Source organism: Cysteiniphilum marinum (assembly GCF_014857925.1).
Lineage (GTDB): Bacteria > Pseudomonadota > Gammaproteobacteria > Francisellales > Francisellaceae > Caedibacter > Caedibacter marinus.
Map to the genome: position 1 here is coordinate 1 of NZ_JACYVZ010000010.1, position 16696 is coordinate 16696.

Sequence of the window (16696 nt, forward strand, 5' to 3'; positions counted from 1 at the left end):
TAGAAAGCTGTTAAAAACAATTTATTTAACACTTAAAAATAATTGGGTTTTTGAAGATTTCCCCAACTATGTTTTGAGAAAAAATTAAACATTTAACCAACTGAAGAGTTGAAAATTAACATAGGAGTATAAATGATGAGTTGGGAGAAAACCCTACAAGATTTACAAACAGGTAAACTGCGTTCAGCAGAGCGCCAAGAAAATGGTCAATGGCAAGCGAATATTGCAGTTAAAGAAGCGATTTTAGCGGCATTTAAAGCCGGTCAAAATACGGATTTTACCGAAAGCTATCAAGGCTTTGTCGATAAGCATAATCTGGTTCCAAGACGTTTTACCGTTGCCGATGGTGTGCGTATGGTGCCAGGCGGCTCAGCCGTAAGAACCGGTGCTTATATCGCGCCATCGGTAATCATTATGCCGCCGGCATATGTTAACACCGGTGCGTATGTCGATGAAGGTACGATGATTGATAGCCATGCATTAGTAGGCTCTTGCGCACAGATTGGTAAGCATGTGCATTTATCAGCAGGTGTGCAAATCGGCGGTGTGCTTGAACCAATCGGCATGAATCCTGTCGTGATTGAGGACCATGTGTTTGTTGGTGCGGGGGCCGTCATTGTTGAAGGGATTGTTGTTAAAAGACGCGCGGTTATTGCGCCATCGGTAGTGTTGTCACGTGGCGTTAGCGTGTATGACTGCGTTAATGAGCGTATCCTTGACAAAGGTGAAGCCATTCCAGAAGGTGCTGTTGTCGTACCAGGCAGTAGACCACTGTCGCAAGCTTGGGCAAAGACTCAAGGTTTGCAAGCGGCATGCCCAATTATTGTTAAATATCGTGATGATAAAAGTGATCATGCGCTTAGTTTGGAGGAGGCATTGCGTTAATGGTTGATACCTTACACCACCATCAAGCATTGGTTGATTTAACTAAAGAGATTGATGCGCCCTTTTTTTTCTATGATTTAGATGTTTTACAATCCCATATAAAAACGTTACAAACATTACCCGTAACCCTTTGGTATGCGCTTAAAGCCAATCCTTTATCAGCGATTATTACAACCTTGAATAATGGGGGAATGCGCTTTGATGTGGCGAGTATTGGTGAGCTTGATCAGGTGCTAAAGCAAGGTGTTAATCCTCAAAATATCTTGCACACAGGGCCTGCTAAGTCGTATGAGCAATTAGGCTATTTTATTGATCAAGGTGTTAGACGGTTTGTCATTGAAAGTACGCAACAATTGCAAGATGTGCAAAGTATTGCCAATGAAAAACAAGTTCATATTGATGTGTTGCTACGCGTGCAATTGCAATGGCATGATGGCGAAAAAAATGTCTTAGGTGGTGAGTGTGTTACACCATTTGGTTTGTCACCTGATGACTGGGTCACTTACGCAAAGAACAATGACCTTGATTGTCCATATCTTAATATCTTAGGTTTTCATTGTTTTCAATGGGGTAATATCCTCTGTATAGACAAACTTGAGCGCATTTGGTTTACGATTGCTCATACATTAAATGAATTAGCAGAGACCATGGGCATTGATTTGCGTGTATTAGATTTGGGTGGTGGTTTAGGTATTGATTATCAACATGAAGGACAAGAGCTAAGCTTAGCTGAAATTAACGCATTGATTTTAAAACTTAAAAGCCACTACCCACAAACAGAGATTTGGCTTGAGCTTGGGCGCTATGCCGTTGCTAAGTGTGGTGTTTATGTCACTGAGGTAGTGGATCGTAAGACAGTTTATGAGCGTGACATGTTAATATTAGCAGGTGGCAGTCAACATTTAATGCGCCCGACGCTGACATCACAAGCATTTCCTGTGAGCCTGCTAAGAGAAAGTAGTAGCACTCTATCTAAGATGCATTTGCATGGTGCGTTATGCACTAGCTTAGACTATTTAGGGGAAGTGCAACTGCCAAGTGATACTAAAGCACAGGATCATATTATCTTTCACTATACTGGTGCTTATGGCTTTACTGAGAGCATGCCGTTTTTTTTGTGTCATACGCTGCCAGCGGAGGTGACATATCAAAAAGGGCAAAAAGAGCAAATTAAGATATTAAGAAAATCTGAAGCTGCGGGAGTCTGGCTTAAATGAGAGAAATGAAAGAAACTAAAGAAGCTAAAGAAATGAAAAGTTATATCACGAAGTCGTTGATTGACGTGGGGCAAAATGCCTCAGGAGAAGCAATCACAGTTGCGAAATATAAGATTAAAGGTCAAGATCAAAATGCTAAGAAAGTCTATATTCAAGCAAGCATGCATGCCTCAGAGATTCAGGGTAATGCCGTGATTATAAATTTACTTAAGCACTTTAATGAAGAACAACCACAAGGTGATATTACGATTATTCCACAATGTAATCCCTTTGGACGTGATATACTTATTGGAGCTGGACATCAGGGGCGTTTTGATGCAACTAATGGCGACAATTGGAACCGCTATTATTTTAAGCCTGAGATAGATTATCAATCATTTGCCAAAGAGCATCTTAAAAGCGCTCAAGCAGAATATGCTACGGCACTGCGAAATGAGATTAGCGCGCAAATGACAGCAGCGCTTAATAATGACTTTGGGTTGTCACGTGCGCGACGGTTAAACTATACCATGCAACTAGAGGCATTGCAGGCTGATATTATTTTGGATTTGCATACAGATTCATTGGCAATTGATTATCTATATAGCCCGCAATATGCTAAAGATAGTGCGGAGTCTTTGGGGTTTGAGTATGTGTTATTAATTGAGAATAAATGTAATGGTTCATTGGATGAAGCAGGGTTTTATCCTTGGTGGAGTGTGCAAAAGGCATTTACTGAATTAGGTAGGAATGAACCTGTATTGGTGGATAGTTTCACCCTTGAGTTGGGATCCGAAGAGTTGATTGATCATAAAAAAGCGCAGATTCAATCTAATCGAATATTAAACTATCTTGCAGCACAGCAAGTAATAGCTGCAAATAAAGCATACAAAGAAGCTTGCGCTAAACACATTGCCTTTTATGATGAGGATTCTTTCCAAGCAGTCTACGCGCAATCTGGTGGTTTATATGAGTGGTTTGTCGTACCAGGCGATACTTTTGATGCAGGTCAGGTAATAGGTAGATGTTTGCAAATGGTGCATGCCAAGGAGTGTGATGTGAGTTTCTCATTTGCCGGACTTGTAATAAGTGTTCATAGCAAAGGCGCGTTACAACGAGGTAGTCATTTGTTGAATGTGATTGTTAGTGAATTATAATTGTTATAGATGTATTTGTGATTTTAGGTGTTCTGACCATTGAGTGCGGTGTTTGTTAAGTGTTTTGATTATAGTTTGGAAGCTTAGTAGATATTTTGCGTTGATTAGAAATGAGATAAGGAGAGTTGTGAAGATAGATACTACAAGAAATTCACGTATTATTTGTGATGTGGAAAATAGCGCTGAGATGGTTATTAGCAGTAGTGTGATTTGAACAACAGAAGACGAAATGCACAATTGGAGGTAAGTCTGTTTTTGATGGGCATAACTTGTTGCTGCGCTCAATTTCTGAGGGTCACTTAATAATCGGATTAATAACCTTTTGTTCTCTAATGGTAGAGAGTTTATCCAATACAGTATGAATGCACATTTCCCGCAACTGAAAAGCCTACATACCCAAGACATTTGAATGACTTTACTTTTATGCCAATCAGTATTGATTGCTAGAAACATTAATGGTAAATAAATGGCAAAAAGCAAAAGCATCCAGAGAGAAGGTAGATGATTATATTGGATAATAAAAAAGGCAGCAAAGCTATATAGTATAAAAAGGAAGAGTGAGGGAAGTTTATATTTTAATGTGGGGAATGTTTTCAAAAGTATATTCCTTAATCGCCATTGTTTCAGTTTAAAGAACTCAAGATCTGCCGCAAGTTGCTCATTTATTGATTTTAATTCGTTAAAGTTGATGTATTTTCTTTTACTATCTAGCGCTGAAGCCTTCATTTAAAATTTCTTAAAGTCTTATTTATATAATTAAACTATTGTGACAATAAGGACTTGTGTTGTATACAAAGGCATTTTGGTAAAGAGTAAATTTTTTATTTTTGGAGGCTGTTGGCACTATGTCCAGATTGTTTTTAACAAATAAAGAGCAGACCCCATTACCCCTCACCCGCTCAGCTTGTGCTTCGCGACCTCTCCCGCAAGGGGAGAGGTAATAGAGAGCTCAACTTATTTATTATTTTATCAGAATCAGATGAGCTAACTTTATTTTGATGTTTTATATGCATACCATTGTTGATTTTGCATAATGTCGATCCACCATTGATCCATTTTCTCTGGATTCATTAACTGCCAGTCGGGGGTGTCAGTGACAAGCGCATGCCCAAAAATTTTACCAAGCTCATATAATTTACGCTCATTATCATATTGTATTTTTGCCCATTCATCTGTGGCGCGGTCTAAATCATGCTGATTTTCTTGTAATTGTTTAAATAGAATAAGTGCGCTCTGCAAAGCTTTTGTCGCGCCACTTGCAGTATGTGGTCGTGAGATAAATGCAGCATCGCCAGATAAGTAAATACGTCCCTTTTTAAGTGCGGGGACTTGTGTGTCAAAGATGTTTTGAATAAAAGGTTTTGGCGTATCAAGTATCACCTTGGCAAAAACTTCAGGCATCATGTTGGCTAATTTCTTTAGCTCTTCAAAGTGCATTGGCTGAAGCTCGCGTGCTGCTAAGCTTGTGACTTTATTGCTCTTATGCGTGTTTAACAGTTTATTTTTATGTGCTTGATTTACCTTTTGATAGAAAACCCAATTCAAATCAACACTACCATCTTGTTTGGGGATGTAGTAAGTCACGACATGCCCATATTCGTAGCAAAAATAATTAAGTCGATCAAATAGTGATGGGTTGCTAACACGCTCTTTTGCAATCACGCCACGCCAAGCAATATAAGGTGCTTCATTAAGTTTTGATTGAGGGAAAAGTGTCGTGCGACCAAGTGAATTAACGCCATCACAACAAAATAGCCAATCGGTCTCTACAGTTTGCCCATTAGAGAGTGACAGTATGACCTTGTTTTGATCTTGCTTAATATGCGTCACACTCGCATCTTGCCGATAAATACCTTTTGGTAGGCGCTTATATAATTGCGTATATATTTCTGACCAGTTGTGTGCCATGACATTCACAGGTTGTTGCCAGAATACATCGGCATTACGCTTGGCATCGCTAACAATAAACTGTCGATCAATGATTTCAATATATTTGGCATCAGAGTCAAACATATCGCATTGTACCAGCATGTTACGTAAATCTTTTGGAATACATATACCAACACCGCGATCATCAAGTTGAGCGCTTGAGCGTTCATAAATGGTGACATCAAAACCTAAGCGCGACAACACCAATCCCATGGCATTGCCAGCGATTGATCCGCCAATAATAGCTATCTTCTGCATCGTTCTTTTTTCCCTTTTAACTTTCCAATTACATCAGTGGCATATTCTAAACAGAATGAAGTAGTATAGCTATCCCATCTATACTTTCTGCATGATTTTCGTCATCTACTTGGCACTTTTACATGATGGTATTTTGCTAATAGCGAATGCGTTAAGAAACAATGAAAAGTTTCATTGTTTTAGCAAATGAGCGCCCGAAGACTCTGTCAAGGTCAGCTATTAACTGCAATACCATCATGCAAAATCACTCAAGTATATTTAGAAACTAAATACGTAAAGCATAAATAGAATAGCTATAACAAAAGCAAAAGCCTTGCTACAAAAAAATACACAAATTTACATTTTGTGCTAATATGCCTGCGGGAAATCTAAGAGGGTTAAAAATGATCAAAAAAATAACGATTATGTCATTGATATTCCTTGGCGTTGGTGCGGCTCAAGCAATGACAAATCAAGAAGTTAGTATTAAAAATATCAAAGACATCGAACCATATATTGTTAAATTAAGTAAAGACTATGGCAAGTCCTCAGTGTGTATTGTTTATGATATCGATAATACTTTGCTGACGAATAAAGAAAAATTTGCCAGTGAAGGCTGGGTATATTGGCAGGCATCAAAAAGCAATGTATATGCCAAGCATTTATTAAGTGATCAAAGTGCGAATATTTATGATTTCTTGAATGCGGTGCGTTACTTTATTAATTATCAGCCGGTAGAAAATGACACCGTGGCAGTGGTTAATCAATTACAAAAAGAATATCCTTCGATTGCGTTGACGTCACGCGGGTTTAGTGCTGAGGCAACAACCTTAAGGCAGCTAAGAATCAATGGACTTGATTTTACCAAGAATCCTATTGGCAGTAATCAATTTGATCCAAGTTTCTTTGCGCAAAATAAGTATAAAAATGACTACACGATGTATAGCCATGGTATTCAATATGCCGCTGGTGGTGATAAAGGAAAATTGCTTCTTGGGTTGATCGAGAAAGAGCGTCAAAAGACAAATAATTCAAACCTATGTCAATCAGTTGTTTATGTTGATGATACGGGAAGTAAAGTTGATATGGTTAAAGATGAATTGAAAGGCAAACTTAATTATTACGCCATTCATTACACCTATTTACCCGATCCAGAGAATAGCAAAAACTGGGAGATTGCAGATTGGCGTAAGATGTCTAATTATTTACAACAAATTGTTAGCCGCTTGAATGCTTAACCTTATTAGATGGTGAGATCTTTGTTAAACCCTCACCATCATTACTCATTACCTTGTTATTCCATAAGAATAGCTGATCACTATTACCCTCAATCAGAATCATCGGATATTTAACAATATCAAAAAACGGTGAATAATCAAAATCGCAAGGCACAAAAAGCCTAGGGTTACGCACAATTGCTTCAAAATAGTTGCCTGAGGATCTTCTCTCAATGGTAGGCAGAATAGGAAATCGCGCTTGAATGAAAGCCTGAGCCAACAATAAAGAGCAAGTCATTTTAGCGTGCCCTTTTGCATTGTGCTGAAAAATACTTGAGCGCCATTTACGTGGTAAGATCATCCATGGGAACAAAAAACGTGCGAGATCAAAGACTTGGCGATGATCATATGGCTTACCAAGATTAGCTATTGCATAGTTAAAAACAGTGATAACTTGGGCTTTAGAAATCCCTTTGGGGCGGCAGATTCTAATGTGTTCGTGTGTGTACTCGTTGAGGTTTTTTACAACAACACCTTCTCCAAGAATGCTTTCAATAATAATATGCTCAGGGTTAAGATGTGGATTAAATTGTAATAGCGCATGTTGCAGTTGCGGTTCAAGCTCGCTAAGTTTTCCAATGTATAAAGCGGTATGCGTCCAAATACTGCGGGTGATGTAGCTGATAACTCGTGCTGTGCGTGAACGTCCTTCAACTAATAATACGTCACAAGGCAAAACGGCGCGACTTAATGATTGATAATCGGATAATGCTAATTTGCGTGGCTTATCGACATTATGCGTAAGAAAGCGAATGAGATATTTACTGAGGCTATTGCGTAAGAGCATCTGTGATTTTAACCTTGCATAGAATGATTTTGAATAACTAATGTTTAGCAGAGATATCACATTTTTCCAAGGCAATCAGTTTGCTGCGTTTAATCAGCTTATAACCGATAAGTAATGCTAAAAATAGAATAAAGCCGATATAGGTTGCTAAGAATTTCTGCCATGTAATATCCCCTGAAATAATATCGCTAAACTCTTGCCCTAAGATAATCACGGCAATTAACAGCATCGCAAAAATGGGGGCTATTGGGAACCATTTGGCGCGATAGGGTAAATCTTGCAGATTCATACCTTGTTTTTGGTAAGCGCGACGAAATCGATAATGGCTTAAAGCAATACCAAACCAAGCAACAAACCCTGCTAAAGATGAGATGTTAACAAGCCAGATAAACACACTACCATTGTCTAAAAAAGAAGTCAGAAAGAACAAGCAACCAACAAGTGCCGTAATCAAAAGCGCGTTAATTGGAATGCCTTGGCGATTGATTTTACCAAATACCTTAGGTGCTTGTTTGGTGTTAGCTAGATGCCACATAATGCGTGTTGCCGAAAACATGCTGGCATTGCATGCAGATAAGATCGCAATTAAGATCACTGTATTCATAATGGTTGCTGCATAGGTTAATCCCGCATTTTTAAAAACGATGGTAAAAGGGCTAATGGCAATGTCAGAGTTTTTATTAATGAGAATGTCACTCGTGTAAGGAATCAAAAAGCTAATAATCCCAATGGCAAGAATGTAAAAAATAACCAAACGCCAGAAGGTGCGTTTAATGGCTTGAGGAATCGATTTTCTAGGGTTATCTGCTTCACCTGCGGCAACGCCAACGAGTTCCGTACCTTGAAAAGAGAATCCGGCGATCAAAAATACCGCCATAAAACCAATCATACCATTATGAAAAGGCGCATCCCCGATATGCCAATTCTCAAAACCAACAGGTCCACCAACGCCAGTAACACCAACAATGGTTAATATGCCAACAACAATAAAAATAATCACAAAAGCAACTTTGATAAAAGACAGCCAATACTCTGTTTCACCATAGACCTTAACGGCTAATAGATTTAAACCAAAAATAAGTACAAAAAATAAAACACTCCAATAGATCGTCGGCACATAAGGAAACCAATATTGCATGATTAAAGCTGCAGCAATAATCTCAGCGGCAATGGTAATTGCCCAGTTAAACCAATAGTTCCAACCCATGGCAAAGCCAAAATCAGCACTGACATAACGGCTAGAGTATTCACAAAATGTGCCTGTGGTAGGTGAATGTGCTGCCATTTCACCAAGACTACACATCAGAAAATAAACCATCAGTGAGATAATGATATAGGCGAGCATAGCTCCACCCGGACCGGCCTCGTAAATAGCACTACCGCTTGCTAAAAATAAACCTGTGCCAATCGAGCCACCCAAGGCGATCATGATTAAATGGCGAGCTTTTAAGTTTCGTTGTAATTTATGTGACATACTTTTCTCTTTTCTTCAAATGTTCAAAATAATTATTGATTAGTCTTTATCGCATTGCAAGATGCGTTCAGATACGCAAGCTATGATATTTTTGGTGAAGAAAAAAGGGTATCTTTGATCGTGTATTGATGTTTGTTTCATGCTTAAACATTATTAATTCCTTTGTGTGTAATATACCAGTGAATCTACAGATTCCAAACCTGTGTCATAAAAATAAAACCCAAATCTTTACTCATGGTATTGTGCCCCATTATTTAATTTCGCTATTAAGGATAAAACATGTATGGCAACCATACATGTGAATCAGTTAAATTAATCTTTTTCACAGCTGATGTAAAGCGATCTTTTTATGAATTAGGGATTGGAAAAAAATAAAATAAAAGGTTAGCTAAGCAAATTTATTTTCTATCAAGGCGTCTTAAACATAAACAGAGTAAGGTTATGGTGAAGTTTAAGCAACACAGATAGAAGGGGATAGGCAACGCAAACATTTAGTTTATTTGATGACGATTCCTTAAGATATTGGCGCATCAAAAATCAGCCATTTGCCATAGGTGTTTTTATAACGATCTGCTTAACTCATTGTTAACTCATTTTTCATGGAGAGTAATGATGAATATAAAAAAAATGATCAGTTTGGCACTGACAATGACTATCTTTAATGCTTATGCTAATGATCACTGCAGTGATTTAACTACGGCAGTTGAGTTATCAACGTTTTGTAACAGTGCTTCAGGTATTTGCGCATTAAGCGCGGGAGCAACTTATAAAATAACACAAGATACAGGTTCATTGGCGACACCCTTGTTGCCAGTAAAAATCCCCGCGACAAGTACGCTTTGTTTGGTAAATAGTGCGACACCTGCGCCAATTAATATCGTAGCGCAATCTTTTTGGGTTGATGGTGGTGTGTTGCAAATAGGTTCACCAACTGATCCAATTAAATCAACCAATAAAGTAACCATTACAATGACGGGTACGGAAAGTGCAGCAGCAGCCCCTATGCCCTTATGCCAAGATGATCAAGCTCAATGCAGTGAAATTGCTAAAAATACCATAGCAACTCAAAATGCGCGTGATATTACGGTGAGCGCTGGCGGACAGCTATTATTTTATGGCGCTAAAGGTTTAACTAAGACAGCAGATAGCAGTTATATACATTCGATTAACCATGTCAGAGGTACTGTCGATGGGCAAACACTAAGTCCGACGGCAGGCAGTAGTATAATCAGCGGTGATATTAATCAGCTTCCTTACTTCAACAATGTGATTGGCTCTAATAGTTGGACGTATTTAACCTATCCAGCGGGTCCTAGCTTCTATAATGCAGATATGTGGGTGCAAGCACCTGTGAGTTTAACCAATTATGGTACGTTAAAAGATACAACTACTGGCAGTAGTGCGAATCTCCCAACGCCAACGCTAGCAGATACCCCTTATATTGTCGCGCTTGCAAAACGTGTCACACCTGGAAATGGTACAGACTGGCAAAGTGGTGATTGGATTAGTATCTCAACAACGAGTTTCGTGTCGCACGAAACCGAAATTGTGCAAATTTGTGCGATTTATGATATGCAAAACCCAGATAGCAATGCGCAAAGTGAATCCACGTATATGCAATATGGTGATGTTTCAGGAAGTTCAAACTATCCTAATGTTTCAGTCGTTGTGCTGGCAGGGTCACCTTCGTTTAAATCTCAATGTCCGAGTATTAGCAATGATACGCCTTTGAAGCGCTATCACTTTGGTTCATTGCCGCCAACGCCGGGATTTTTTAGTATAGACACACCATCGTATAAAGGAAAATATAATGCCAAAAAAGGGCAGGCGTATAGTATGTATGATGATGCTACGCGTAATTTTGGTATTGATGAGCGTGCTGAAGTTGCATTATTAAGTCGTAATATTAAACTTACTTCAACTGCAGGTTTGGCATCATCTCCGCAACTGACTCATTTAGATGATGCTTATTTTGGTGGGCATATTGCAGTAATGAATCACTCAATGTCAGATCATCAAAGTCATTCACATGGGACAACACAAGCAGCAACCAGTGCACCAGATGTCACAGTGCAGCTTGTTGGTGTTGAGATTGAGAAGTTTGGTCAGCCACTAGTGGGGCGTTATCCTGTACACTTTCATCGCTTGAATGCAAATAGCTTAACCGAGGATGCTCAACTCTTGGTGCAGGATGTGAGTGTTCATCACAGTTTTAATAAATGCTTTGTGACGCACGATACGATGGGGGTGAAATTCTATAATAATAGTTGTGTACGCACGATTGGACAGGCTTTTTACCTAGAGGATGGTCACAATATTGCGGATAATCACTATGTGAGAAATCTAGTGCAAGGGGCAATGGCCGCGGCATTGAAATATGACATAACAAGCAAGAACGTTGTAGATGTTAATAATAACCCAATTGGTAAGAATACTTTTTGGGATGGTGATTATCTTGTTGCAACAGGTGAGATTGATTACAACCCTTCAGGTGTACCAGATACTTCAAACTCAGGCGCAAATACTGGCAATTTTGTTGACTCCTTTGCGCCAAGCGGCTTTTGGATCACTACTTTTGGTCGACAAAGTGCGACAAATACCAACTTGCCGAATCTATTTGTTAATAACTCAGTAGCAGGTTGTCAAATCCAAGGGGCTGCCTATTGGTTTGTAAGGCAAGATGTTAATTCAATGGGGCAAGTAGGAAGTTCACCAGAGGCAGATCTGTATCCTTTGTTTACAGGCAATCGCGGGCATGCGTGTTATGACGGGGTGATGGCGGGGACTAACTTTTTTGTGATGAAGACGACCACAATGGGTGCGCCACCTAAGCCTGTCTCTGTTGGCTCAGAAGTTAATCCAAATGCCAATGCGCCATTGGTAATTTTTGATGGTTTGACGCTGACACAAATTCAACAAAAAGCCTTTTGGTATCGTGGTGTTTTTGTTGCAGTTAACAACAGTCGTTTTAGTATGTTAAAGCAAGGTATGACGTTACTTGGAGGCGGTGGTCCTGAAGGTAATCTTTTGGGCTTTTATGGTCTGGTTAATAATTCGGTATTTGCAGGAGTGACTAATAACAATGTCGGGCGCTATATTGATTGTGAGGAGTATTATCAATTATATAGCGATGGCACATCAGAGCTTGCGGCAACGGATGCATTACCTGTAGCCATAGAAAATGAAATTGGGCAATGTGTGCCTGTCAATCCAAATGATATTTCTAAATCCAAAGCAAGTACGAATATGCAAACAGCAGCGGGCGATATTTATTTAAATTATAACTTCCAAGGATATACTTTTTATGATGGTCCGGCGCGTATGGAGAATAATCGCTTTGTAAATTTCCGCGCAGATCCTACCAATTCTGCACTTTATGATAATAGCACAGAGTCGTATAGCGCCAGTGAAAGTAGATATCTTGTGACAAAAATCGATGCCCATCGGATGATGAATTTTAACAAAACAGGGCAGTTATCGTCGCCAACAGGAGGTAATAATTACAAATCAGGCGGCAATAGTCATTATGGTTATAATGGTGATGTCGCGTTTTCTTGGCTTAAGGGCAATGCGCAATCAGTACCACCAACGCAATATGCCAAAAATAATTTATGGGATAACGTTAACTTTCAGCATCAAGTTTTTACCGAAATTTCTAATCTAAATAATGGGCTTGATGACGGTGATAAACAAACTGTCGAAATTGACAAGGATGCTAGTCTATCGGGCTATAAAGTTTGCTCAAGTAAAACATCATCTAGTTGTAGTAATGAAGGACTTAATCATTATCCAATTTCATTGAATAATTTAGAGTACTTTTCAACAGATTATACTGTGGATGAGCCGCACTCAAGAGGGCGTAATAATGCCACAGCCAGTGCACTTATGTCACCACATCAATATGCCAGTATCAATGTGGCATATAATGCTAGTGATAGAGTTGCTAAGGCGGGCGTTTATCCATTATCGATTGCACGAGATATGGCATATCAGGCAAAACCTTCGCAAGCAAGTTATACAGGGCGAGGTGGCAAAAACTATATGTTTGAAGCAATGGTAATGAACAATATGGGCTATACTTTTGATAGTCAGCTAACACAGCAGATGCAAAATGATCAGGCAGTTAGCTCAAGCAATAAATTAATATTTAGTTATTCCGACGCCCCTGTGCATAGCACTTTTATCAATAGAGTTGGTATCTGTATAGGTAAAAATGCAACTAATATTGAAATTTATAAAGTCCCAAGACAATGGAATTCTTTGGTGACCTATTTGACTGAATCACCTTACTGGAGTGGTTATGGCTTAACACCAACCGGTAGCTCATGTCCAAACTCAATCGATAAACCAGATAGTGCCTATGATACGTGCAAATCAACAGCAGGAGGTTTATCAAGCCCTTGGGGTGCAGTGTCAGCATACACTTATGATAATAAGCAAGCGGATGGTTATAAGGAGTTAAACAAACAATTTGCCAAAGCAATGACTGCGAATTATAACCTAACACCGTCAACCTCAGCAGATTTAACGGAAGGGTATTATTATGATTCAAGCTCCGGCATTTTGTATTTCAATATGATCCAATATGCGGCAAGCTCAGCGCTAGCTAATCCGATCACGCCACCATTTGCAACGTGTGATAAGTCAAATTACAACACAACAAATATTGATGTCTTATTAGACTATTTGACATTTAGTAATCCAGATGCCATCAAGGATATATTAACCACAGCTTGTTATGCTGAATCAGGCACACCCATAACATCTGAATTATTAACATGCCCGCCAGAGGGATGTGCGGTATATACTGTTGGTTTTGATGTAGCAAGTGCCAGTGAACCAAGTTGTACTCCATCAGCTTGGGCAACGATTACAAATGGTAGCTCACCAAGCTTTAATACAACCGATAGCACAGTGACTTATAGCTCGCCGTATGTGTTATATAATGCGGCAAGTAATACACAAGTCACACCAAAAAATATGAATGTCAAAGCACAAGGCAGTCTTAGTACACTTACGCGTTATTATAATATCGATCCGAGTATCACGGCATCTATTGCGCCAACTGATGTTAATAATCTATTGCCATTAGCGCCTGCTGCAAGCAGTGATCAAACCTATGTTTATAATGCAGCACCTTCAGGCATTAGCATTGTCAGTTACCCAAGCGGAGGTGGTAGTAGTGGGAGCGATAGTGGTACCGTATGGACATTTAACACGGGTACTACTGCAGCTGCGGGACAAAAAGCAATAATTACAGCGGCAAATGGGAAGCATTTCTACAACACTAATGAAAATGATAAAAAAATTGGGAGTTATACTATTGAGCCTACCTCATCGGGTAGTAACTTCTCCTTTAAATATGGCGGTGTTGATAAAACAGCTACGGTAACATTGCCTAATGAACCTCAAGGGCAGCAGACGTGTTCTTTAACCTTTAACCAAAGCAGTAATGGTAAAGTCACAAAAGGGACTGAAGCAGGCTGTACTAAAATTACAATCCAGACAAATAATATCACCATTACCGTAAATCATTAACTGGAGTTACGCACTTTAGAAAAGCTATGATTTTTTAAACACCCCGTCAGCCTACGGCTGCCACCCCTCTTGCGAGGTGGGGTGTTGAAATGGAACAAGTCCGTAACTCCAATCATTAATTCCTTTTTTGATTCGTTCTTGTCTTTTCTTTTTATCTAACTCACGGCATAATCCTTGCGTTTAAAGGGCGAGGATTATCGTGATGCAATCAAAAAATAAAGTCATTATCGCATCGGCGATTGGGACATTTGTCGAGTGGGCAGAGTTTAGCTTTTATGGCTATTTAGCGTTTAAATTCGCACATCTATTCTTTCCTGAAGATACGCCTTATGCGATGTTGTTTAGTTTGTGTATATTTGCAGCAAGCTATTTAGCACGCCCTTTTGGCTCGATTGTTTTTGGTATTATCGGCGATAAATTTGGGCGCAAACAAGCCTTATCCTTAAGCCTTGTCCTGATGGGGGTGGCAACTTTATCTATTGGGCTTTTGCCAAGTTATGAAAGTATTGGAGTTGCGGCACCTTTGCTTTTGCTTTTCTTGCGGATTCTTCAAGGTATTTCGGTGTCAGGTGAGTTTACAGGAGCAGCGATCTTTGTCGCTGAGCATTACCATGGTGGCCTTAAAAGTCTTGCGGTGAGTTGGGTAAGTTTTGCGGCTGCCTTGGGTATGATGTTGGGGGCGGCAATGGCATCAATCGTCTCATTATCGATGATGCCGGAATGGTTTTGGCGTGTACCCTTTTATTTGGGTTTTGTCGGCTGCTTAATTGGGTTGTACTTTCGGATAAGTACGACTGAGAGCCCTGAGTTTGAAAGTATTAGAGTAAATAAAGCATTCTTTAATGGCATCAAAGCATTTAAAGGATATACCAATCAGCTGATGCAATGTTTTTTTATTGCGGCATTTGTTGGGGTGTATATCTATATTTGTAATCTGTGGTGGGTATCTTTCGTTATTCAGCGAGGGGTTTTAACCAGTGAAAATGCGCACTGGGTTGCAACTTTTGGTGTAGCGACTGTGACAGTGTTGACGCCAATAGCGGCATTATTGGCAGATAGATTAGGTACGCAAAAAATGCTAAAAGCAGGGCTTTTAAGTAGTGTGATCACCGTGCCTGCTTTATTCTATTTATCAGGATTCTCAAATATATATTTGGCGCTGTGCGCGCAAGCGTTATACGCGCTAAGCAATACCTTGGTTACTGGTAGCATGTTTCGCTATTTGGTTGATATTTTTCCTGTTAATATTCGCTATACTGGCATGGGTGTGGCGTGGAGTATATCCGTTGCCACATTTGGCGGTACGGCACCGTTGGTTGCGCAATTCTTAGCGATTGATTTGGCGAATATTGCTTATGTTGTTATTTATGTTTGTATTATTGCCTTAGTTGCATTTTTCAGTGTAGTTAAGTCGTCAATAATAATTAAGTTAAAGTTTTAATTTTCCCCCTCACCCGTGCAGCATAAGCCGCACGACCTCTCCCTCAAGGGGCGAGGTGAAAATAGCGAAACTTATCTTTTATTATTAAGGGTAAAACGTTCTAATATCAGTGACCATCATATTGGCTTTAACGGCATTGATAAGTCCAGGTTTGCCATCTTCAAAAACATGGCATTTATCATGATCAACACCCAGTCTGTTAGCGATTAAAGTAAAAGCTTCTGGTGTATCTTTAGTTGGGTGATCGTCATCAGCGGTGATGATAAATTCAAAGTGAGTAGCGATATCAAGTGCTTCTAGTGTCTTGACTACATTTCGACGCATGCCACCAGAGATGACCACCATCGGCAGTTTTTGGTGATAACGATTGATAAGATCAAGCACCGGTTGGATAGCAATCACGCGATCCATCTTCTTCTCGGCAAGATTCTCTTTTTCATGGACCATCTTGTGTAGGTCAAAACGTTTCTTGTCTTCGCTTGTAGTTAACATTTGTAATATTTGTAAAGTAGGGATGCCATTGTAATGAGCAAGCTCGTCAGGACTTAAGTTGAAACGATAACGTTGGGCGATGGTATGCCATGCTTCATTATGGATAACCATCGTATCAGCAATGGTGCCGTCACAATCGAAAATTAAGGCTTGGGTTTTGGGGTGAATGTAAATCATAAAATTATTTCCAAAATTTGTTAAATTCTGCTGTGTCATTATTGACATAATTGTCAGGCTTTAGCAAACTTTTGCGCACTAAATTGTTGTCAATTTATGAAATTAC

The 16696-nt window shown here is 39.4% G+C and carries 10 protein-coding genes; 6 read left to right on the top strand and 4 right to left on the bottom strand.

The genetic code is table 11. The features are described 5' to 3' along the window. Window positions 1-135: 135 nt before the first annotated feature. The 3 genes from IE867_RS06595 to IE867_RS06605 are packed head-to-tail and all read left to right on the top strand — an operon-like array spanning window position 136 to window position 3238. Window positions 136-885: a 2,3,4,5-tetrahydropyridine-2,6-dicarboxylate N-succinyltransferase gene (locus IE867_RS06595; protein ID WP_192484045.1), complete on the top strand. Its 750-nt coding sequence runs from the start codon at window positions 136-138 to the stop codon at window positions 883-885. Next, window positions 885-2102 (top strand): PLP-dependent decarboxylase, encoded by a 1218-nt coding sequence (locus tag IE867_RS06600; RefSeq protein ID WP_192483982.1) that lies wholly within the window; start codon window positions 885-887, stop codon window positions 2100-2102. Before IE867_RS06595 ends, IE867_RS06600 begins: the two co-directional genes overlap by 1 nt. A 5-nt stretch (window positions 2103-2107) precedes the next feature. Beyond that, complete coding sequence (locus IE867_RS06605) at window positions 2108-3238, top strand: M14 family zinc carboxypeptidase (RefSeq protein WP_192483983.1); 1131 nt, start codon at window positions 2108-2110, stop codon at window positions 3236-3238. Window positions 3239-4228: 990 nt separating this feature from the next. On the opposite strand, the gene IE867_RS06610 is transcribed toward IE867_RS06605, so the two are convergent. Then, entirely contained in the window at window positions 4229-5425 is a 1197-nt protein-coding gene (locus IE867_RS06610) for an FAD binding domain-containing protein (RefSeq protein WP_192483984.1), read from the bottom strand. Between the two features lie 383 nt (window positions 5426-5808). On the opposite strand from IE867_RS06610, the gene IE867_RS06615 reads away from it, so the two are divergent. Continuing rightward, window positions 5809-6642 carry a DUF2608 domain-containing protein gene (locus IE867_RS06615; RefSeq protein ID WP_192483985.1) on the top strand — a complete coding sequence of 278 codons (834 nt, stop codon included), beginning with the start codon at window positions 5809-5811 and terminating at the stop codon, window positions 6640-6642. Here IE867_RS06615 and IE867_RS06620 read toward each other — a convergent pair. Beyond that, complete coding sequence (locus IE867_RS06620) at window positions 6623-7468, bottom strand: YiiX/YebB-like N1pC/P60 family cysteine hydrolase (RefSeq protein WP_192483986.1); 846 nt, start codon at window positions 7466-7468, stop codon at window positions 6623-6625. The genes IE867_RS06615 and IE867_RS06620 overlap by 20 nt on opposite strands. A gap of 37 nt (window positions 7469-7505) precedes the next feature. Further along, the gene (locus IE867_RS06625; protein ID WP_192483987.1) at window positions 7506-8942 is read right to left on the bottom strand and encodes an amino acid permease; all 1437 of its coding nucleotides are present in this window, start codon (window positions 8940-8942) and stop codon (window positions 7506-7508) included. A gap of 609 nt (window positions 8943-9551) precedes the next feature. Here IE867_RS06625 and IE867_RS06630 point away from each other — a divergent pair. Together IE867_RS06630 and IE867_RS06635 are read left to right on the top strand one after the other, a co-directional pair. After that, window positions 9552-14480: a G8 domain-containing protein gene (locus IE867_RS06630; RefSeq protein ID WP_192483988.1), complete on the top strand. Its 4929-nt coding sequence runs from the start codon at window positions 9552-9554 to the stop codon at window positions 14478-14480. Window positions 14481-14682: 202 nt separating this feature from the next. Then, complete coding sequence (locus IE867_RS06635; RefSeq protein ID WP_192483989.1) at window positions 14683-15921, top strand: MFS transporter; 1239 nt, start codon at window positions 14683-14685, stop codon at window positions 15919-15921. 84 nt (window positions 15922-16005) lie between these two features. Here IE867_RS06635 and IE867_RS06640 read toward each other — a convergent pair whose 3' ends face one another. Next, the gene (locus IE867_RS06640) at window positions 16006-16590 is read right to left on the bottom strand and encodes an HAD family hydrolase (protein ID WP_192483990.1); all 585 of its coding nucleotides are present in this window, start codon (window positions 16588-16590) and stop codon (window positions 16006-16008) included. Between the last annotated feature and the right edge of the window lie 106 nt (window positions 16591-16696).

Excerpts from the sequence above, each read along its gene's own strand:
- IE867_RS06595 (WP_192484045.1), top strand. The coding sequence starts at position 136 with ATGAGTTGGGAGAAAACCCTACAAGATTTACAAACAGGTAAACTGCGT.
- IE867_RS06600 (WP_192483982.1), top strand. The coding sequence starts at position 885 with ATGGTTGATACCTTACACCACCATCAAGCATTGGTTGATTTAACTAAA.
- IE867_RS06605 (WP_192483983.1), top strand. The coding sequence starts at position 2,108 with ATGAAAGAAACTAAAGAAGCTAAAGAAATGAAAAGTTATATCACGAAG.
- IE867_RS06610 (WP_192483984.1), bottom strand. The coding sequence starts at position 5,425 with ATGCAGAAGATAGCTATTATTGGCGGATCAATCGCTGGCAATGCCATG.
- IE867_RS06615 (WP_192483985.1), top strand. The coding sequence starts at position 5,809 with ATGATCAAAAAAATAACGATTATGTCATTGATATTCCTTGGCGTTGGT.
- IE867_RS06620 (WP_192483986.1), bottom strand. The coding sequence starts at position 7,468 with ATGCTCTTACGCAATAGCCTCAGTAAATATCTCATTCGCTTTCTTACG.
- IE867_RS06625 (WP_192483987.1), bottom strand. The coding sequence starts at position 8,942 with ATGTCACATAAATTACAACGAAACTTAAAAGCTCGCCATTTAATCATG.
- IE867_RS06630 (WP_192483988.1), top strand. The coding sequence starts at position 9,552 with ATGATGAATATAAAAAAAATGATCAGTTTGGCACTGACAATGACTATC.
- IE867_RS06635 (WP_192483989.1), top strand. The coding sequence starts at position 14,683 with ATGCAATCAAAAAATAAAGTCATTATCGCATCGGCGATTGGGACATTT.
- IE867_RS06640 (WP_192483990.1), bottom strand. The coding sequence starts at position 16,590 with ATGATTTACATTCACCCCAAAACCCAAGCCTTAATTTTCGATTGTGAC.